Consider the following 19,212-nt stretch of genomic DNA (forward strand, 5'->3'; position numbering starts at 1 on the left):
TCACATCACCGTCGTCCACAGCGCGGCGCCGGCCCCTGTCGAGCCCGGTGCCGGGCCGGGACGCTGGACCCATGGACGACCGCGCTCCCGATCCACCCCTCGTGGTGACCGCCGACCCCGCCTTCGCCGAGAGCGCGCGCCGCTGGTGTGCAGCCGCCGGACGCGAGGCGGAGACCCTCGCCGACGTCGGCTCCGTCCGGCGGGCGTGGCGGTCGGCGCCGCTCGTGCTGGTGGACGAGCGACGGCTGGACGGCCTCCTCGGCACCGACCTGCCGCGCCGCGACGACGTCATGGTCGTCGCGGCCGACCCGGCCGGTGCCTGGCGGGCCGCGCTGGACCTCGGCGCGCGGGACGTCCTGGACCTCGAGCAGGACGCGGCGATCGTGGGTGCGGTCGTGCGGGCGCTCGACGGCGTGGGCGAGGCGTGTGCGATCTCCGTCGTGGGTGCGTGCGGAGGCGTGGGCGCCTCGACCCTCGCCGCGGCCACCGCCCAGCTGGCCGTGCGACGGGAGCTGAGCGCGGTCCTGGTGGACGGGGACGCGGCCGGCGGCGGGCTCGACCTCGTGACGGGGGCCGAGTCCGCCGCCGGGTCCCGCTGGGACGACCTGGACGAGGTGGTCGGCCACGTCGGCGCGGACGAGCTGCGGTCGACGCTGCCCGTCCACCGCGGCCTCGCGCACGTGGCGTTCGGCCGGTCCGGGCGGCGCGTGGTCGGCCCGGCGCCGGTGATCTCCGCGGCGGTCCGCGGCTTCGACGTCGTCGTCGCCGACGTCCCGCGGCACCTGGACGAGCTCGGCCGCGAGCTGGTGTCGCGATCGGTGCTGACGGTGGTGGTGGTCCCGCGCCGGCTGGCGGGCGTGGTCGCGGCGCGGGGGCTCGTCGAGCGGCTCGAGCCGCTGACGGACGCCGTCGTGGCCGTCACGCGCGGCTGCCCGGCCGGGATGTCGCGCGCGGCGGTGGCCAACGAGGTCGCCGTGCCCGTCGTCGCCGACCTCGGGACCTCGCGGCGTCTCGCGACCGACCTCGAGCACGGCCTGGGACCGATGCGGGCGCGCACCGTGGTGCAGGCCGCCCGGCGGGTCCTGGACACGGTCGGCCTCCGGTGAGCCGGCCGCCCGCCGACGTCGTCGACCGCGTGCGGCGCAGGCTCGCCGCACTCGGGACCGAGCCGACGCCGCACACCGTCGCGGAGGCGCTCCGTGCCGAGGACCACCTGTGGGGCACCACGACCGTCCTGGCCATCGTGGACCTGCTGCGCGGCGAGGCACTCGGTGCCGGGGTGCTGCAGCCGCTGCTGGACACCCCCGGCGTGACCGACGTGCTGGTCAACGGCGCCGGGGGCGTCTACGTCGATGCCGGCCAAGGCCTGCGGCGCCGCGAGGACGTCACCCTGGGCGACGAGGCCGCCGTCCGCCGGCTCGCGCAGCGACTCGCCGCCTCCGCGGGGCGACGGCTCGACGACGCGTCGCCGTGGGTCGACGGCCGACTGGCGGACGGCACTCGCCTGCACGCCGTGCTCACGCCCGTCGCCCGCACCGGCACCGCGATCTCGCTGCGGGTGCCACCGCGCACTGCGCTGCCGATGGCCGAGCTCGAGCGGCGCGGGGCGGTCGCGCCCGCGATGGGCGAGGTGCTGCGCGACCTGGTGGCCGCGCGTCGCAGCTTCCTCGTGACCGGAGGCACCGGCTCGGGCAAGACCACGGTCCTGGCCGCCCTGCTCGAGCTCGTGCCGCCCGACGAGCGGATCGTGGTGGTCGAGGACTCCGACGAGCTGCGCCCCGCCCACCCGCACGTCGTGGGACTCGTGGCGCGGCCGCCGAACGTCGAGGGCGCGGGGGCCGTGGGCATGCGGGACCTCGTCCGCCAGGCGCTGCGCATGCGCCCGGACCGCATCGTCGTCGGCGAGGTCCGCGGTGCCGAGGTGGTGGACCTCCTCGCCGCCCTCAACACCGGGCACGAGGGCGGCACGGGGACGGTCCACGCCAACGCGCCCGAGGACGTCCCCGCCCGGCTCGAGGCCCTCGGGATCGCGGCGGGTCTCAGTCGCGCCGCGGTGCACGCCCAGGCCGCGGCCGCGCTGGACGCCCTCGTCCACGTGGTCCGGCACCGTGACGGCCACCGCGAGGTCGCGCAGGTCGCGGACCTCGGGGCCGACACGTCCGGCCGACTCGTCGTGCGCTCCAGGATCACGGTCGAGCGCGGCCGCGTCGTCGACCCGTGAGCGGGCTCAGCGCCGTGCTGGTCGCGCTCGCCGTGCTGGTGTGGCGGCCGCCGTCCTCGTGGGTGCTCGCCCGGGTGCGCGGCGTCGCCGTCCCGCGACCCGGGCGCCGCGTCCTCGTCGCGACGGTGGCCGGGGCCCTGCCGCTCAGTCTCCTCTCCCTTCCCGCCGCACCCGCGATCCTGGTGTGGACCGGAGCAGGTGTCGTGGTCGCCGCGGCCCGCCGCGTCGTGCGCGCCCGCGAGCGTCGTCGACGGACCGCTGTGCGCGAGGAGGCCGACGGCGTCGTGGACGCCCTCGTCGCCGAGCTGCGCAGCGGTGCCCCGCCGGCCGTCGCCCTCGAGCGCCTCGCGGTGGAGTCCGGGCTCCTCGCCCCGGCCGCCGTCGCGGCCGCCGCGGGCGGCGACGTGCCGTCCGCGCTGGTCGCCGCCGGCAGCGGCTCCGGTGCGGCGCCCCTCGCCGACGTCGGCCGGGCGTGGGCGGTCTCCGACGCATGCGGGGCGCCGCTCGTCCGCGTGCTCGAGCAGGTGCGCGAGGCCGCCCGCGAGGACCGGGAGCTGCGCCGGGAGGTGGCCTCGGGCGTGGCGCCGGCGCGGGCGACGGCCAGCCTGGTCGCCGCGATGCCGCCGCTCGGCCTCGCCCTCGGCACGGGGCTCGGGGTGGACCCGCTCTCGGTGGTCCTGACGACGGTGCCCGGAGCGCTGTGCGTGGCCGCCGGCGTGGCCTGCGCCGTGGCCGGGGTGCTGTGGATCGACCTGATCGCCGACCGCGCCGAGGCGGGCGCATGATCGCGGCGGTGCTGGCGGCCGTCGCGGTCCTCGTCGCCCGGCCGGGACCGGCACGCCGTCGCCGCCGGCGTCTGCTGCACCCGTCCTCCGGACGGCGCATCGACGCCGCCGTCGCGGCGGTCGTCATGACGCCGGTCCTCGGCCTGGCGCTCGGTGGCCTGATCGGGCTGGTGGTGGGCGTCGCGGTCGCGCCGCTCGTGCACCGGCAGGTCGCGTCCCTGGAGTCGGCGCGCTCCCGGCGACGACGCGAGGCCGCACTGGCGCAGGCGCCGCTGGCGCTGGAGCTGGTGGCCGCCGTGCTGGCGGCCGGACGCTCGGCACACGACGCGCTGCGCATCGTCGCCACGCAGACGCCATCGCCACTCGGCGAGGAGCTGACTTCCCTCGCGCATCGCGTCCGGCTCGCGTCGGACGCCGCCACCGCCTGGCGCACGCTCGACGGCGGACCGCTCGAGCCCGTCGGCCGGGCGTTCGCCCGCTCCGAGACGTCCGGCGCCGCGATCGTCCCACTCGTCCGTGACACCGCGGAGGACCTGCGGCGCCGGGCGCGGGCCTCACGCCGCGAGGCGGTCGGTCGCGTCGCGGTGCGCACGGCCGCGCCGCTGGGACTGTGCCTGCTGCCGGCCTTCGTGCTGGTCGGCGTCGCGCCGACGGTCATCGCCGTCGTCGGCAGCGTGCTGGGCTGACCGGTTGTCCCCAACGGATCGACGTGGCCCCGCCGCTCGTCCCCAGGTCGCGGGCGGCGCCGCACATCCGCGCTCCTGGCGCCCATCTTCCGGCGACACATCCTCCGTGGAAAGGAACGCCATGAAGAACCTCACCGCCTGGGCCCGCCGTCGCGACGCCGAGCAGGGCATGAGCACGTCGGAGTACGCCGTGGGCACGCTCGGCGCCTGCACGATCGGCGGCGTGCTGGTCAAGATCGGCCAGTCCGACTGGTTCGGCGACCTCGTCCAGGACGTCATCGGCCGGATCCCCGACCTGCTGCCGTTCTGAGACCCGTGGCCCCGTGGCGCCCGTCCCCGACGGCGGGCGCCGCGGGACCTCCCGAGAGGAGTTCCGATGAACCGAGTCGAGCGCGGTCAGGCCACCGCCGAGTACGCCGTCGGCGTGCTGGGCGCCGTCACGATCGCCACCGTCCTCATCCATCCGGACAGCCCGGTCGTGGAGGCGCTGCACGCGTGGATCGAGGACTACGTGCGGCGAGTCCTCACGATCCCGCTGCCCGACCTGTTCCGGTGGCCGTGGTGAGGCGCCGCGACCGCGGGATGGTCACCGCCGAGACCGCGACCGTCCTGCCGTTCGTCGTGCTGACGGCCCTCGTGCTGACGTGGGTCGTCTCGCTGGGACTGACGCAGATGAGGCTGGCCGACGCCGCGCGCGAGGCGGCACGCGTGGTCGCCCGGGGCGAGTCGGTCGCCGACGGACGTGACGCGGCCATCCGGCTCGTCCCGGGCGCGCGGGTGAGGATCGAGACGCACGGCGGCACGGCCGAGGTGCAGGTGCGGCACCGCGCGCGCCTGCCGCTCGTCCCGCGGGTCCGCATCGACCTGGCGGCCCGGGCCGTGACGGTGATGGAGTGAGCAGCGAGCGAGGCGCGGCGTCCGTCCACGCCGTCACGGTCGTGACGCTGCTGGCGCTCGTGGCGGCGACGTGTCTGCAGGTCGCGCTCGTCGTGGGGCTGCGGCAGCGGGCGTCCGCCGCGGCCGACCTGGCGGCGCTGGCCGCGTCGCGCGCGAGCGTCGAGGGCGAGGACGGCTGCGCCGCGGCCCGCCGGATCGCCCGCGAGAACGGAGGCCGGCTGCGCGAGTGTCGACTCGACGCCGCCGTGGCCACCGTCAGTGTGCGGGCCCGCGGCCCGAGGTGGCTGATCGGTCGCTGGGCGGCCGAGCAGCGCGCCCGGGCGGCACCGTCGTGGTACCTCGACTGATGCCGCCCGGAGCGCGCGGGTCAGGCGTCGGTGCGCGGCGCGCGGTCGTCCTTCCCGGCCCCCTCGGCCGGGCCGGGATCGGCCTCCGGCTCGGCCGGCGGCGCCTCCTCGACCACGAGGGCGAAGTCCTCGCCGTGCTGCTCGACGCCGGCCAGGACGGCCCCCTCGACCAGGCTCTGGCCGAGGTTCTCGCGCAGGATGATCGGGTCCTGGCGCAGGTCGCGGTGCAGGGCGGCGCACAGCGCCACCATGACCAGCAGGAACGGCAGGGCGGCCACGATCGTCAGCGCCTGCAGGCCCTGCAGGGCGACCGGGTCGTCGGGGTCGGCGATGACCAGCATGATCGCGGCGATCGCGCCGGTCACGCCGCCCCAGAACACGACGGTCCACGTCGACGGCTCGATCGAGCCGCGCTGCGACAGGGTGCCCATGACGAGCGACGCGGCATCGGCGCCGGACACGAAGAAGATGCCGACCAGGATCATGACCAGGACGGTGGTGATCGAGGCGACCGGGTACTGCTGCAGCAGGTCGAACAGCGCGTAGTTCGAGTCCACCGAGCCGTCGTTGCCGGCGATGGCCTCGGCCTGGTCGATGCCCGCGCCGCCGAAGATCGCGAACCACAGCAGGCTCACGAAGCTGGGCACCAGCAGCACGCCCGTGACGAACTCGCGGATCGTGCGGCCCCGGCTGATCCGGGCGATGAACATGCCGACGAACGGCGTCCACGACACCCACCAGGCCCAGTAGAAGATCGTCCACGCGCCCAGCCAGTCCGCGACCTCCTGGCCGCCGGCGTTGGTGCGGCCGACCATCTGGGGCAGGAACGCGACGTAGTCGGCGATCGTGGTGGGGATGAGGTTGAGCATCATCAGCGTCGGGCCGGCCAGGAAGACGAAGGCGGCCAGCACGAGCGCGAGCACCATGTTGATGTTCGACAGCCACTGGATGCCGCGGGCGACGCCCGAGACGGCGGACAGGATGAACAGGATCGTCAGGACCACGATGATCGAGACCACGAGGATCTCGCTGATGCTGTCGGTCCAGCCGTTGTGCTCGATGCCGGCGGCGATCTGCAGCGCGCCCAGGCCCAGCGAGGCCGCCGAGCCGAAGAGCGTCGCGAAGATCGCCATGATGTCGATGACCTTGCCCAGCGGTCCCTCCACCCGGCGGCGGCCCAGCAGGCGCGTGAACGCGGCCGAGATCAGCTGCGGGCGGCCCAGCCGGAAGGTGCCGTAGCCGATGGCCAGGCCGACGACCGCGTAGACGGCCCACGGGTGCAGGGTCCAGTGGAAGAGGGTCTGCGCCATGGCCGCGTGGGCGGCCTCGTTCGTGCTCGACTCCGCGCCCTGGGGCGGGGGAGACAGGTAGAAGGTGAGCGGCTCCGCGACGCCCCAGAACATCAGGCCGATGCCCATGCCGGCGCTGAACATCATCGCGATCCACGAGGCGGTGCGGAACTCGGGCTTCTCGCCGTCACGGCCCAGCGGGATCTTGCCGTAGCGGCTGGCGGCCAGCCAGATCGCGAAGACGACGAAGCCGGTCGTCGACATGACGAACAGCCAGCCGGTGTACTCGATGACCCACGACTGGGCCTGCGCGGCGCGCTTGCCGAGCGAGACCTGGTCGATGACGCCCCACAGCAGGACGGCCAGGGCGAGCGTCGCCGCCACGCCGAACACGGCCTTGTCGAGCACCGTGTCGGTGTGTGGCTCGCCCTCGGGTTCGCGGATGTCGTCGGTCGGTGTGTCGAGGCCGCTGGCCATCAATGCTCTCCTCCTGATGGGGGTCGAGGTGCTACGTCAAACCTTTCAACCCTGTCACATCAGGCCTCATCGGCCACCGGAGCGTCCCGGTGGCCCCCTCCCGGGGTGCCGGCTCAGGCCGGGGCGCCGGCCAGGACGGCGTCCAGCAGCAGCACCGCACCGGCCTTGTCCAGGGGGCTGTTGCCGTTGCCGCACTTGGGCGAGACCACGCACGACGGGCAGCCGTCGCGACAGCCGCAGTCGTCGATCGCGCTGCGCGTCATGCGCAGCCAGCGCGCCATCTGCTCGTACCCGCGCTCGGCGAAGCCGGCGCCGCCCGCGTGCCCGTCGTGAACGAAGACCGTGAGCCGCCCCGTGTCCTGGTGCAGCGCCGTCGACAGGCCGCCGATGTCCCAGCGGTCGCACGTCGCCAGCAGCGGCAGGATGCCGATCGCGGCGTGCTCGGCGGCATGCGCCGCTCCGGGCAGGCGCTCGGGGTCCATGAGGTCGTTCGCCACGGCGGGGTCCAGGGTCCACCACACCGCCGCGGTCGGCAGGCAGCGCTCGGGCAGGTCCAGCGGCTCCTCGCCGATCACGCGCCCGGTGCTGCGGTCGCGGATCTGGTACCCGATGACCTGGCTGGCCACCTCGACGTCGCCGAAGGCCACGGTCGCGGCGCCCCAGTCGGTCCGGCGGCGCTGGTCGACGATCGTGACGGCGGACGCCGAGCGGGCGCTCGTCGTGTGGTGCACCTCCAGCTGCCGCACGACGGCCTCGCCCTGCTCGGGGTCGTACCGCTCGACGACGTGGTCCTCGCCGCGGTGGACGTAGATCGCGCCCTCGTGCACCTCGGCGTCGGCCGAGCCGGCGTCGACCGTGCCGATGAGGCGGCCGGTGCCGGCCTCGACGATCTGCACGGGGTGCCCGCCCGCCGAGCGGATGTCGGCCAGGTCGGCCGCCCGCTCGCGGCTCGTCCAGAACCAGCCGGCCGACCGCTTGCGCAGCAGGCCGGCGGCCTCGAGCGCGGCGACCCCCTCGGCGGCCCGCGAACCGAACCGGTCGAAGTCCTTCTCGGTCAGCGGCAGCTCCTGCGCGGCGGCGGCCAGGTGCGGCCCCAGGACGTAGGGGTTCTCGGGATCGAACACGGTCGCCTCGACGGGCGCGCCCAGGACGGTCTCGGGGTGGTTCACGAGGAACGAGTCGAGCGGGTCGTCGCGTGCGATCATCACGCCCAGGCTGTCCACGCCGGCCCGCCCCGCCCGGCCCCACTGCTGCCACAGGGCGGCGCGAGTGCCGGGGAAGCCGACGCTCAGCACGGCGTCCAGCCCGGCGATGTCGATGCCGAGCTCGAGCGCGTTGGTGCTGGCCAGTCCGAGCAGGTCGCCCGAGCGCAGCCGGGCCTCGAGCTCGCGCCGCTCCTCGGGCAGGTAGCCGCCGCGGTAGGTGGCGACGCGCTTCGTCAGCTCGGGGTCGACCTCCTCCAGCGCGCGCCGCGTCGTCAGCGCGAGCTGCTCGGCGCCGCGCCGCGAGCGGACGAACGCCAGCGTCCGCGTGCCGCCGACGACGAGGTCGGTCAGCAGGTCCGCCGCCTCGGCCCCCGCGGCCCGCCGCACCTCGACGCCCTCGCGGTCGGACCTCAGCGGCGGCTGCCAGAACGCGACCGTGCGGCCGGCGCGCGGCGAGGCGTCGTCGGTCACGGCGGTGACGGGCGCCCCGATGAGCCGCTCGGCCGAGGCCGCGGGGTCCGCCACCGTGGCCGAGGACAGGACGAACAGCGGATCGGCGCCGTAGTGCTCGCACACGCGGCGCAGCCGGCGCAGGATGAGGGCGACGTGCGCACCGAACACGCCGCGGTAGTGGTGGCACTCGTCCACCACGATCACGCGCAGCCCGGCCAGCAGGCGGGCCCACCGCTCGTGCGTGGGCAGGATCGTGCGGTGCAGGATGTCGGGATTGGCCAGCACCCAGTTCGCGTGGTCGCGCGCCCATGCCCGCTGCTCGCGGCTGTTGTCGCCGTCCACGGTGGCCGGGCGGAGCCCGGGCACGCTGGTGGGCAGGCGGCGCAGCTGGTCGGCGGCCAGCGCCTTCGTCGGGGCGAGGTACAGCACCGACGGGCGGCGCGCGCCGGACAGGCCGCTGCCGCCGCGGCCGTCGCGCAGCGACTGCAGTGCCGCGGCCTGGTAGACGAGGGACTTGCCCGAGGCCGTGCCGGTCGCGACGACGACGTGGCGGCGGTCGTGCAGGGCTCGGAGCGCCTCGGCCTGGTGACCCCACAGTGCGTCCGCGCCCTCGGCGGCGAACAGCTCGCGGATCTCGGGGTCGATCCACTCGGGCCACGGCTCGACGACCGCCTCGACGGCCGGGTGCTGCTGCACGTGCACGAGACGCTCGCGATGACGCGCGAGAACCGGGTGCAGCTGCATGCTCCCAGTGTCCTGCACGGTCCTGACGGTCCCCGCGTCACATCTGTCACGCCGGGTGACACGACGTTGTTTCGCGTCGCGACGGAAAGGTCCGTGCATGATTCAATGACCGACATGGACTTGACGCTCATCGAACGGGAGTCACCCCCGTTCCACGTCGTCGAGGTCGCGGGGGAGATCGACGTGTACACCGCTCCGCGGCTGCGCGAGGTCGTCGTCTCGGCGATCGACGACGGGCACACCCGGCTCGTGATCGACATCGAGAACGTGGCGTTCCTCGACTCCACCGGCCTGGGCGTCCTCGTCGGCGCACTCAAGCGGGTGCGCGCGGACAACGGCTCGCTCGACATCATCTGCACGAGCGACCGCCTGCTGCGCATCTTCGCCATCACGGGCCTGGACAAGGTCTTCGGCCTGCACGCCTCGATCGACGAGCTGGTCCACTGAGCGTGGCCTCCCAGCCCGTCCGCCTCCTGCGCGAGGCCATCGACGGCTTCACGGTCGACGCCGTGCACGGCGTGCTCGGCGACGACGCCTGGCGCGCGCTCGCCCGGTCCGAGACCGTCCCCGGCCTGCGCGCCACCGCCGACGGCTCGGCACTCTCCACGCTGATCCGGCTGTTCCAGCTGCAGGCGCCCGTCCCGCTGGCCGCCGCCGAGCGCGCCTTCGGTGCCGCGTGGCCCGCCGCGCAGGAGCTGGGCCTGGTCGAGGCCGACGGCGACGAGGTGCGCGCCCTCCTCGACGTGCGCCCCTACGGCGACGAGTCCCACGACTGGTGGGTCGTGTGCGACCTGACCCCGGGGCTCGACGGCCGCGAGAACCCGCGCGACCCGCTCTACGTCCTCGGCATCAGCGAGGCGTCCTCGTCCCTCGCGCAGCTGACGGTGCGGCCGCCGGTCGGCCGGGCGCTCGACCTCGGCACGGGCTGCGGTGTGCAGGCCCTGCACCTGGCCGGGCACGCCGGCGAGGTCGTCGCCACCGACCTGAACCCGCGCGCCGTCCGGCTGGCGCGACTCACCTCCGAGCTCAACGGCCTCGACCTCGACGTCCGCGAGGGCAGCCTGTTCGAGCCCGTCGCGGGGGAGCGGTTCGACCTCATCGCGACGAACCCGCCGTTCGTCGTCTCGCCGCCCGAGGGCGACCGGCTCGTCTACCGCGAGACCCGCTTCGACGGCGACGACGTGGTCCGCCGCATCGTGGGCGGCGCGTCCGACCACCTGCACGACGGCGGCTGGTGCCAGCTGCTCGCCGCGTGGATCCACCGCGACGGCGTGCCGTGGGACGAACGCCTCGCGTCCTGGATCGAGCCGACGGGACTCGACGCGTGGGTCGTCCAGCGCGAGCGGGTCGACCTGCCCGAGTACGCCGAGATGTGGCTCGCCGACGCCGGCCTGCGCCACGCTCCCGGCCACGTCGAGCGCTACGACCGCTGGCTCTCGTGGTTCGCCGAGCAGGGGATCGAGGCCATGGGCTTCGGCTGGATCACGCTGCGCAAGGCCGGGCGCGACGTGCCGCAGGTCCGGATCGAGGAGTACACCGCGCCCGTCGCGCAGCCGGTCGGCGCCGACTTCCTCGCGTGGGCCGACCGGACGGACGCGCTCGCGGCGGGGGACCTGCTCGACCGGTGCTGGCGGCTCGCTCCGGACGTGGTGCAGGAGACGGTCGGACCGGTCGGCGCCGAGGACCCGGCGGTGATCCGCGTCCAGCGCACCGGCGGCCTGCGTCCCGCGCACCAGGCGGACACGATCGAGGCCGGCCTGCTGTCGGCGTCGGACGGCGACCTCACGGCGGGCCAGATCCTCGACGCGCTCGCCCACCTGCTCGACCGCGACGCGGCCGGCCTGCGCGAGACGTACACGCCGGTCGTCGCCGACCTGGTGGCCGACGGCTTCCTGGTCTGACTACTTCGCCGGGACCGGCGCCACGTCCCGGCGCTGGCCCGCGAGCGACAGCAGCGCGATGAGCGCCGCGACCCCGCCGCCGGTGGCGAAGCCGGCCGCGGCGCCCCACTCGTCGATCGCGAAGCCGATGATCGGCGAGCCGATGGCGCCACCCACCGTGAAGGCGGTGGCCTGCCAGCCCATCGCCTCGCCGCGGCGCGCCTCGTCGGTCAGCTTGGCGATGTACTCGCTGCACGCCGTCATGATCGGCGCGCACAGCAGGCCGGCGGGGATCGCCGCGAGCGCGAGCGTCCACGGCGCGTGCGCGATGCCGACCGGCATCGTCAGCACGCCCATCGCCAGCAGCAGGTGCGTGGGACGCACCGAGGCCGGCCGCGCCCCGTAGATCAGCCCGCCCACGAGCGACGACAGGCCCCAGCCGAGGTAGACGATGCCGACCAGCCCCACGGCGTCCAGCTCGCGCAGGACGGCGATGATCCCCAGGTCCGTCGCCATCAGCGCGATCATCGCGCCGCCGGAGACGAGGAAGAGGAAGAGGTGGTCGCGCGTCACCCAGCCGAAGCGCGGCCCGGGCGGCGCGGGCGTCGCCTCGGCGCTGCGGGTCGGCGGGTCGAGCCACCAAAGGATCAGCAGGCCGAGCGCCACGGTGAAGCCGACGGCCAGCAGGGCGACCTCGGGCGACGCCGCCACGACGAGGGCGCCGGCCGCGGCCGGGCCGATGATGAACGAGGCCTCGGCCATGACCGAGTCCAGCGCGAACGCGCTGCGGTGGTGCGACGACGGCAGGTTCGCCGCGAGCGAGACGCGCACGATCGAGTGGACCGGCGCCAGGAACAGCCCCATGACGAACGCCAGCGGCAGCAGCCACGCGAAGGACGCCATCGCCGCCAGCGGGTACACGACGAACAGCACGCCGATCGACGGGACGAGCGCGCGACGCACGCCGAGCGCGTCGATCATCCGGCCGCGCCAGGGTGCTCCGAGGCCCGCGCCGACGGTCTCGACCGCGGCCACGATCCCGGCCTGTCCGTAGGACGCGCCGAGGCCCTCCACGACCAGGAGCGTGAGGACGAGGGGCACCGCCATCATCGGGATCCGGGCGAGGAAGGCGGCCACGTACAGCGGGATCGTGCCGGGTGCCCTGAGCACGGCTCCATAGGTCACCTTCTCCACTCGGCCGATTCTCCCACGGGCCACACCGGTGACGAAAAAGGTTGACAGGAGGCGCTACGGTGGGCGTCCATCGGCCCAGATTCCCCGTTTGGCCAGCTCGGAGGAGCAGAAGTGACATCACTGGTGATCGTCGAGTCGCCCAACAAGGTGCGCAGCATCAAGGCGTACCTGGGCGACGGCTACGTCGTGTCGTCCTCGGTGGGGCACATCCGTGACCTGCCGCAGGGTGCCGACCAGATCCCCGCGAAGTACAAGGGGCAGGCCTGGGCTCGCCTCGGCGTCGACATCGACAACGGCTTCGAGCCGGTCTACGTCGTCCCCTCCGAGAAGAAGAAGCAGATCGCCGAGCTCAAGAAGCTGCTCAAGGACGCCGACGAGCTCGTGCTCGCGACCGATGAGGACCGCGAGGGCGAGGCCATCGCGTGGCACCTGTTCGACGAGCTCAAGCCCAAGGTCCCGGTCAAGCGCATCGCCTTCAACGAGATCACCAAGGAGGCGATCCAGCGCGCGATCGCCAACCCGCGCGACATCGACCAGGACCTCGTCGACGCGCAGGAGACCCGCCGCATCCTCGACCGCCTCTACGGCTACGAGGTCAGCCCGGTGCTGTGGAAGAAGGTCATGAGCGGCCTGTCCGCCGGCCGCGTGCAGTCCGTCGCGACGCGCCTCGTGGTCGAGCGCGAGCGCGAGCGGATGGCGTTCCGCGTCGCCAGCTACTGGAACCTCGAGGCCACGTTCGGCTGCGACCTCGAGCCCTCGCGCTTCCCCGCGCGCCTGGCCACGGTCGACGGCAAGCGCGTCGCGTCCGGCTCGAACTTCGACAGCTCCGGGCAGCTCAAGGGCGACGCCGTCCACCTCGACGAGGCCGGCGCGCGGGCGCTCGCCGCGGGCCTCGAGGGTCGTGACTTCGTCGTGCGCTCGGTCGAGTCGAAGCCGTACACGCGCCGCCCGTACGCGCCGTTCCGCACCACCACGCTGCAGCAGGAGGCCTCGCGCAAGCACGGCTTCGGCGCGCAGCGCACCATGTCGATCGCCCAGAAGCTCTACGAGGGCGGCTACATCACCTACATGCGCACCGACTCGGTGACGCTCTCGCAGACGGCCCTCAACGCCGCCCGCGCCCAGGTCAAGGAGCTCTACGGCGCCGACCACCTGCCGGACAAGCCGCGCGTCTACACCTCCAAGGTCAAGAACGCCCAGGAGGCGCACGAGGCGATCCGCCCCGCGGGCGAGTCCTTCCGCACCCCGGCCGAGACGGGCCTGTCCGGCGACGAGCGCAAGCTCTACGAGCTCATCTGGAAGCGCACGATCGCCTCGCAGATGGCCGACGCGAAGGGCAACCAGGTCTCGATCCGCATCGGCGCCGAGGCGTCCGACGGCCGCGACGTCGAGTTCACCTCGTCGGGCCGCACGATCACGTTCCACGGCTTCCTCAAGGCGTACGTCGAGTCCGTCGAGGACCCCGACGCCGAGGGCGACGACCAGCAGACCAAGCTGCCCAACCTCTCCGAGGGCGCGCACGTCACGGCCGTCGAGCTGGCCGCCGCCGGTCACCAGACCAAGCCGCCGGCGCGCTACACCGAGGCCAGCCTCATCAAGGAGCTCGAGGACCGCGAGATCGGTCGTCCCTCCACGTACGCCTCGATCGTCAACACGATCCAGAACCGTGGCTACGTCTACAAGAAGGGCACGGCGCTCGTGCCCGCGTGGGTCGCGTTCAGCGTGACCCGCCTGCTCGAGCAGCACTTCGGCCGGCTCATCCAGTACGAGTTCACCGCCGAGCTCGAGGGCGTCCTCGACGAGATCTCCAACGGCCGCGAGGACCGCGTCGCCGTGCTCGAGGCGTTCTGGTCCGGCGAGGGCGAGGGCGACACCGGCCTCAAGCGCCTCATCGACAGCCTGCCCGACATCGACGCGCGCGACCTGGCGACGTTCGACCTCGGCGAGGGCATCGCCGTGCGCGTCGGCCGCTACGGCCCGTACATCGAGGGCCCGCCGATGGTCCCCGCCAAGGACGGCGGCGAGCAGCCCACGCGCGCCAACATCCCCGAGGACCTGCCCCCGGACGAGCTGACCCTCGACATGGCCAAGGAGCTGCTGGCCACCCCGGCCGGCCTCGAGAAGGTCCTGGGCACGCACCCCGAGACCGGCCTGCAGATCGTCGCGAAGAACGGCCGCTACGGCCCGTATGTCACCGAGGCGCTGCCCGAGGACGCGAAGAAGGGCACCAAGGCGCGCACGGCCAGCCTGTTCAAGTCCATGGACCTGGACTCGGTCACGCTCGAGGACGCGGTCAAGCTGCTCACGCTGCCGCGCGTCGTCGGCACGGACGAGGAGGGCACCGAGATCACCGCGCAGAACGGCCGCTACGGCCCGTACCTGAAGAAGGGCACGGACTCGCGGTCGCTGGAGTCGGAGGATCAGCTGCTCACGATCACCGAGGAGGAGGCGCGGGCGATCTACGCCCAGCCCAAGACCTACGGCCGGCGTGCGGCGGCGGCCCCGCTCAAGGAGCTCGGCGAGGACCCCACCAGCGGCAAGCCGATCGTGGCCAAGAGCGGCCGCTTCGGCACGTACGTCACCGACGGCGAGTACAACGCGACGCTGCGCAAGGACGACGACCTCGAGACGCTGACGCACGAGCGGGCGGTCGAGCTGCTCGCCGAGCGCCGCGCCAAGGGGCCCGCCAAGAAGGCCTCGAAGAAGAAGGCCCCGGCCAGGAAGAGCGCCGCCAAGAAGACCACGGCCAAGAAGACGACCGCGAAGAAGACCGCCAAGAAGTCCTGACCTCGGGTCTCGCGCCGCGGGCCGGCCCTGTCCTACCGTGGGACAAATCCCACGGGACGGGGGCGCCATGACCGAGGCTCCGACGTACACGCTGGCCCAGCGCTGGAGTGCCGAGACGCTCGGCACGTTCTGGCTCGTCCTCGGCGGGTGCGGCACCGCGATCTTCGCCGCGGCCGCGGAGCCCGAGGGCGTGTGCGGCGGTGAACGTCGGCTGGCTCGGCGTGGCGCTGGCGTTCGGCCTCACGGTCCTCACCGGCGCCTACGCCTTCGGGCCCGTCTCCGGAGGTCACTTCAACCCCGCGGTGACGGTCGGGCTCGTCGTGGCGCGGCGGTTCCCGCTCAGGGACCTGCCGGGCTACGTGGTCGCCCAGGCGGTGGGCGCGACGGTCGCGGGTGCCGTGCTGCTGCTCGTCGCGCGCGGGGTCGAGGGCGGGTTCGACCCGGTGGAGAACGGCTTCGCGACGAACGGCTACGGCGACCGCTCGCCGATGGGCTACGACCTGACGTCCGTCGTCATCGCCGAGATCGTCCTGACCGCCGTGTTCCTGTTCGTCATCCTCGGAGCCACGGCACGCCGTGCCGCCGTCGGGTTCGCGGGCCTCTCGATCGGGCTCACGCTCACCCTCATCCACCTCATCAGCCTCCCGATCTCGAACACGTCGGTGAACCCCGCGCGGTCGCTCGGCGTCGCCTGGTTCGCCGGGGCGGACGCCCTCGAGCAGGTCTGGGTGTTCATCCTCGCGCCGGTGATCGGCGCGGCGATCGCGGGATTCGCGCACGGCCCGCTGCTGGACCGCGAGACGACCTGACCCGTCGTGCCGGATCCTCGCCACCACGGACCCGTGTCGGGGCCGCCGACTAGGCTCGCACCCATGCAGTCAGGGCAGGATCCTCTCGTCACCGAGGTCGGGGTGTTCGTTGCGTTCGAGGGCGGTGAGGGCTCGGGCAAGTCGACCCAGTCGCGCCTGCTGGCGCAGTGGCTCGAGTCGCTCGGCCACCGCACGCTGCTGACCCGCGAGCCCGGAGGCACCGAGGTGGGCGCCCGGCTGCGGTCGATCCTGCTGGACCCGGCCACGGGTGACCTCTCGCCGCGCACCGAAGCGCTCATCTACGCCGCGGACAAGGCCGAGCACGTCGACACGACGATCCTCCCGGCGCTCGCGGACGGCACGGTCGTCATCACCGACCGGTACGTCGACTCCACGCTGGCGTACCAGGGCGCGGGCCGAGCGCTGCACGACGGCGAGCTCGAGTCGCTCGCCCGCTGGGCCACCGCCGACCTGCGCCCCCACCTGACGGTCGTCCTCGACGTCGACCCGCGCACGGGACTGTCGCGCGCCGGCGAGCCGGACCGCATCGAGGGCGAGCCGGTCGAGTTCCACGAGCGGGTTCGCCGGCATTTCCTCGACCTCGCGGCGGCCGACCCCGCGCACTACGTCGTCCTGGACGCCTCCGAGTCGCCCGACGAGATCCACGAGCGCGTGCGCGCCGCCGTCGCGCCGTGGCTCGGCCAGGCGCGCGAGGTGGCGTCGTGACGGCCCCGGTCTGGGACGAGCTCGTCGGCCAGGACGACGTCGTCTCCACGCTCAGCGCCGCCGTGGCCGGGCAGATGACGCACGCCTGGCTGTTCACGGGCCCGCCCGGCTCGGGGCGGTCCAACGCGGCGGTCGCGTTCGCGACCGCGCTGCAGTGCGAGCAGGGCGGCTGCACCACGTGCCGCTCGTGCGTGACGGCGGCGGCCGGCAGTCACCCCGACATCGCGGTCATCAACACCGACGGCCTCAGCATCGGCGTCGACGCGGCCCGCGACGCGGTCCGGCGCTCGGCCCTGCACCCGTCCGTCGGCCGCTTCCAGATCCTCATCGTCGAGGACGCCGACCGGCTCACCGACCAGGCCGCCAACGCGCTGCTGAAGTCGATCGAGGAGCCGGCGCCCGGCACCGTGTGGCTGCTGTGCGCGCCCGCCGTCGAGGACGTGATCATGACGATCCGGTCGCGGTGCCGCCCCGTGCTGCTGCGCACGCCCTCGGCGCCGGCGATCGCCCGGCTGCTGAGCGAGCGCGACGGCATCGACGCCGAGGTCGCCCACCGGGCCGCCGCCGCCTCGCAGGGCCACATCGGCCGCGCGCGAGGCCTCGCGCGCGATCCCGAGGCGCGCCGCCGCCGGGCCGAGATCCTCGCCCTGCCGGTCGGCCTGCGCGGGCTCGGCGACTGCCTGCGCGCGGCGCAGCGGATCGACCAGGAGGCCACGGCCCGCGCCACCGAGCGCTGCGACGTGCTCGACGAGAAGGAGCTCGCGGGGCTCAAGGAGGCGTGGGGCGTCGAGGACCGCGGCCGCCGTCCCGCGGGCTACGCCGGCGCCCTCTCGGCCCTGACCAAGGAGCAGGAGCGCCGCCGCAAGCGCATGGCGCGCGACGCGATCGACGGCGTCCTGCTGGACCTGCTGTCGTTCCAGCGCGACGTGCTCGCCGCGCAGCTGGGGGCCGGCGTCGACCCGATCAACGCCGACGTCGCGGACGACATCGCCACCATGGCGGGCCGCACCACGGCCGAGCACACGATCGGCGCCATCGATGCGATCGTCGCGTGCCGCGAGGCGCTGCAGGCCAACGCAGCCCCGCAGCTGGCGCTCGAGCACATGATGTCGAGGTTCCTCGGGTGAGGCGCGTCGTCGTCGCGGCGCTGGCCGTGCTGCTGGCGGTCGCCCTCGTCGCCGGTGCCGTCAGCGCGATCTTCCTCGTGGAACGGGACGCGCCCGACCCCACGTCGACGGGCGAGAGCGGCCCGGCGGCCCTCGAGCGCTTCTACACGCAGGAGGTCGACTGGACCGACTGCCGCGACGCCCGCTGCACCACGGTCGAGGTGCCGGTGGACTACGAGGACCCCACCGGCGAGACGCTGCGCCTCGCGGTGCGGCGCGTGCCGGCCCAGGGCGACGGCGGCGAGGCGATCTTCACCAACCCGGGCGGTCCGGGCGGCGCGGCCCGGAGCTTCGCCGGCTACATCGCGGCCTCGATGCCCGACGACCTGCGCCGGCGCTTCGACGTCGTCGGCGTGGACCCGCGCGGCATCGGAGCCAGCCAGCCGCTCGAGTGCCTCTCGGACGAGCAGTTCGACGACTTCATCGACACCGACCCCGATCCCGACGACGCCGCGGGCATCGCCGCGCTGAGCGCCTCGGTCCGCGACATGGGCCTGGCGTGCGAGAAGAACTCCGGCGCCCTCGCGGCCCACGTGTCGACCGAGGAGACCGCGCGAGACCACGACATCGTCCGCGCCGTGCTCGGCCAGGACGAGATGAACTGGTTCGGCTTCTCCTACGGCACCCAGCTGGGCGCGACGTACGCCGAGCTGTTCCCGGACAAGGTCGGCCGCATGGTGCTCGACGGCGCCATCGACGTGACGCTGTCGTCGGCCGAGCAGGGTCTCGGCCAGGCGGGCGGCTTCCAGCAGGCCCTCGAGGCGTACCTGCGGCAGTGCGTCGACGGCGACTCGTGCCCGGTCGGCTCGTCCGTCCAGGAGGCGTCCGCGACGATCGCGAAGCTCATGGCCGACCTCAGCCGCGAGCCGCTCGAGGCGCCCAGCGGCCGGATGCTCACGCAGGGACGCGCGTTCTACGGCATCGCGATGTCGCTCTACGCGCGCGACACGTGGCCGCTGCTGACGCAGGCGCTCAAGGGCCTCGCCCAGGGCGACGCGCGGGTCATGCTGACGCTGAGCGACGCGTACTTCGAGCGCAAGCAGGACGGCTCGTTCGACAACAACTCCGGCCAGGCGATCTACGCGGTCAACTGCCTCGACACCGACGACGCCCCGGACGCGGCCGAGACGAAGGCGCTCATCCCCGAGTTCCGCGAGGTCTCGCCCGTCTTCGGCGCCGCGCTCGGCTGGGGCGTCATGGCGTGCCACGACTGGCCGATCGAGGCGCAGCACCCGCAGCAGCCCGTCCGCGCCGAGGGCGCCCCGCCGATCCTCGTCGTGGGCACCACGCGCGACCCGGCCACGCCGTATGCGTGGTCGCAGGCGATGGCCGAGCAGCTCGAGTCAGGCGTCCTGCTGACCCGTGAGGGCGACGGCCACACGGCCTACACGTCCGGCAACGAGTGCATCCAGGACGCGGTCAACGACTACTTCCGCACCGGCAAGCCCCCGAAGGACGGCACCGTCTGCGAGGAGTGAGCAGCGGGGGTCCCGATACGCGGCTCGACCACCGGTGATCGAGTGCCGGCGAGCGCAGCGAGACGGTG

The 19,212-nt window shown here is 74.1% G+C and carries 18 protein-coding genes; 15 read left to right on the forward strand and 3 right to left on the reverse strand.

The annotated features are described in order from the left end of the window. Positions 1-71: 71 nt before the first annotated feature. The 8 genes from ssd to AB3M81_RS16610 all read left to right on the forward strand — a co-directional run bounded on the left by ssd (position 72) and on the right by AB3M81_RS16610 (position 4,936). Positions 72-1,106 (forward strand): septum site-determining protein Ssd, encoded by a 1,035-nt coding sequence (gene ssd / locus AB3M81_RS16575; protein WP_412905034.1) that lies wholly within the window; start codon positions 72-74, stop codon positions 1,104-1,106. Next, on the forward strand, positions 1,103-2,221 hold the full coding sequence (locus AB3M81_RS16580) for a TadA family conjugal transfer-associated ATPase (protein WP_412905035.1): 1,119 nt from the start codon (positions 1,103-1,105) through the stop codon (positions 2,219-2,221). Before ssd ends, AB3M81_RS16580 begins: the two co-directional genes overlap by 4 nt. Continuing rightward, a complete protein-coding gene (locus AB3M81_RS16585; protein ID WP_412905036.1) occupies positions 2,218-3,006 on the forward strand; it encodes a type II secretion system F family protein in 789 nt (262 codons plus the stop codon). The genes AB3M81_RS16580 and AB3M81_RS16585 overlap by 4 nt, the downstream gene beginning before the upstream one ends. Continuing rightward, complete coding sequence (locus AB3M81_RS16590; protein WP_412905037.1) at positions 3,003-3,692, forward strand: type II secretion system F family protein; 690 nt, start codon at positions 3,003-3,005, stop codon at positions 3,690-3,692. Before AB3M81_RS16585 ends, AB3M81_RS16590 begins: the two co-directional genes overlap by 4 nt. Before the next feature lie 121 nt (positions 3,693-3,813). Continuing rightward, a complete protein-coding gene (locus AB3M81_RS16595) occupies positions 3,814-4,002 on the forward strand; it encodes a DUF4244 domain-containing protein (RefSeq protein WP_412905038.1) in 189 nt (62 codons plus the stop codon). 66 nt (positions 4,003-4,068) lie between these two features. Next, positions 4,069-4,257 (forward strand): DUF4244 domain-containing protein, encoded by a 189-nt coding sequence (locus AB3M81_RS16600; RefSeq protein ID WP_412905039.1) that lies wholly within the window; start codon positions 4,069-4,071, stop codon positions 4,255-4,257. Then, entirely contained in the window at positions 4,254-4,589 is a 336-nt protein-coding gene (locus tag AB3M81_RS16605; RefSeq protein ID WP_412905040.1) for a TadE family type IV pilus minor pilin, read from the forward strand. The genes AB3M81_RS16600 and AB3M81_RS16605 overlap by 4 nt, the downstream gene beginning before the upstream one ends. After that, a complete protein-coding gene (locus AB3M81_RS16610) occupies positions 4,586-4,936 on the forward strand; it encodes an Rv3654c family TadE-like protein (protein ID WP_412905041.1) in 351 nt (116 codons plus the stop codon). Before AB3M81_RS16605 ends, AB3M81_RS16610 begins: the two co-directional genes overlap by 4 nt. Before the next feature lie 20 nt (positions 4,937-4,956). Here AB3M81_RS16610 and AB3M81_RS16615 read toward each other — a convergent pair whose 3' ends face one another. Beyond that, positions 4,957-6,702, reverse strand: coding sequence for a BCCT family transporter (locus AB3M81_RS16615; protein WP_412905042.1), 1,746 nt, complete (start codon positions 6,700-6,702; stop codon positions 4,957-4,959). A 113-nt stretch (positions 6,703-6,815) separates the two neighbouring features. Further along, positions 6,816-9,104 (reverse strand): DEAD/DEAH box helicase, encoded by a 2,289-nt coding sequence (locus AB3M81_RS16620; RefSeq protein ID WP_412905043.1) that lies wholly within the window; start codon positions 9,102-9,104, stop codon positions 6,816-6,818. 114 nt (positions 9,105-9,218) lie between these two features. On the opposite strand from AB3M81_RS16620, the gene AB3M81_RS16625 reads away from it, so the two are divergent. Both AB3M81_RS16625 and AB3M81_RS16630 read left to right on the forward strand, forming a co-directional pair. Next, positions 9,219-9,551 (forward strand): STAS domain-containing protein, encoded by a 333-nt coding sequence (locus tag AB3M81_RS16625; RefSeq protein ID WP_412905044.1) that lies wholly within the window; start codon positions 9,219-9,221, stop codon positions 9,549-9,551. Positions 9,552-9,553: 2 nt separating this feature from the next. Beyond that, positions 9,554-11,005 (forward strand): DUF7059 domain-containing protein, encoded by a 1,452-nt coding sequence (locus tag AB3M81_RS16630; RefSeq protein WP_412905045.1) that lies wholly within the window; start codon positions 9,554-9,556, stop codon positions 11,003-11,005. On the opposite strand, the gene AB3M81_RS16635 is transcribed toward AB3M81_RS16630, so the two are convergent. Next, positions 11,006-12,178: an MFS transporter gene (locus AB3M81_RS16635; RefSeq protein ID WP_412905046.1), complete on the reverse strand. Its 1,173-nt coding sequence runs from the start codon at positions 12,176-12,178 to the stop codon at positions 11,006-11,008. Positions 12,179-12,289: 111 nt separating this feature from the next. On the opposite strand from AB3M81_RS16635, the gene topA reads away from it, so the two are divergent. From topA to AB3M81_RS16660, 5 genes are all read left to right on the forward strand, one after another. Then, positions 12,290-14,965 carry a type I DNA topoisomerase gene (gene topA / locus AB3M81_RS16640; RefSeq protein ID WP_412905047.1) on the forward strand — a complete coding sequence of 892 codons (2,676 nt, stop codon included), beginning with the start codon at positions 12,290-12,292 and terminating at the stop codon, positions 14,963-14,965. Between the two features lie 200 nt (positions 14,966-15,165). Continuing rightward, positions 15,166-15,774: an aquaporin Z gene (aqpZ, locus tag AB3M81_RS16645; protein WP_412905048.1), complete on the forward strand. Its 609-nt coding sequence runs from the start codon at positions 15,166-15,168 to the stop codon at positions 15,772-15,774. A gap of 63 nt (positions 15,775-15,837) precedes the next feature. Next, the gene (tmk, locus tag AB3M81_RS16650; RefSeq protein ID WP_412905049.1) at positions 15,838-16,500 is read left to right on the forward strand and encodes a dTMP kinase; all 663 of its coding nucleotides are present in this window, start codon (positions 15,838-15,840) and stop codon (positions 16,498-16,500) included. Then, positions 16,497-17,627: a DNA polymerase III subunit delta' gene (locus AB3M81_RS16655; RefSeq protein WP_412905050.1), complete on the forward strand. Its 1,131-nt coding sequence runs from the start codon at positions 16,497-16,499 to the stop codon at positions 17,625-17,627. The genes tmk and AB3M81_RS16655 overlap by 4 nt, the downstream gene beginning before the upstream one ends. After that, positions 17,624-19,144 carry an alpha/beta hydrolase gene (locus AB3M81_RS16660; RefSeq protein WP_412905051.1) on the forward strand — a complete coding sequence of 507 codons (1,521 nt, stop codon included), beginning with the start codon at positions 17,624-17,626 and terminating at the stop codon, positions 19,142-19,144. Before AB3M81_RS16655 ends, AB3M81_RS16660 begins: the two co-directional genes overlap by 4 nt. The last annotated feature ends 68 nt before the right edge of the window (positions 19,145-19,212 follow it).

The organism is Aeromicrobium jepli (assembly GCF_047246605.1).
Taxonomy (GTDB): domain Bacteria; phylum Actinomycetota; class Actinomycetes; order Propionibacteriales; family Nocardioidaceae; genus Aeromicrobium.

Bases quoted from the DNA above. Each gene is read 5' to 3' on its own strand.
- AB3M81_RS16590 (WP_412905037.1), top strand. From the start codon at position 3,003: ATGATCGCGGCGGTGCTGGCGGCCGTCGCGGTCCTCGTCGCCCGGCCG.
- AB3M81_RS16595 (WP_412905038.1), top strand. From the start codon at position 3,814: ATGAAGAACCTCACCGCCTGGGCCCGCCGTCGCGACGCCGAGCAGGGC.
- tmk (WP_412905049.1), top strand. From the start codon at position 15,838: ATGCAGTCAGGGCAGGATCCTCTCGTCACCGAGGTCGGGGTGTTCGTT.
- ssd (WP_412905034.1), top strand. From the start codon at position 72: ATGGACGACCGCGCTCCCGATCCACCCCTCGTGGTGACCGCCGACCCC.
- AB3M81_RS16615 (WP_412905042.1), bottom strand. From the start codon at position 6,702: ATGGCCAGCGGCCTCGACACACCGACCGACGACATCCGCGAACCCGAG.
- AB3M81_RS16600 (WP_412905039.1), top strand. From the start codon at position 4,069: ATGAACCGAGTCGAGCGCGGTCAGGCCACCGCCGAGTACGCCGTCGGC.
- AB3M81_RS16625 (WP_412905044.1), top strand. From the start codon at position 9,219: ATGGACTTGACGCTCATCGAACGGGAGTCACCCCCGTTCCACGTCGTC.
- AB3M81_RS16620 (WP_412905043.1), bottom strand. From the start codon at position 9,104: ATGCAGCTGCACCCGGTTCTCGCGCGTCATCGCGAGCGTCTCGTGCAC.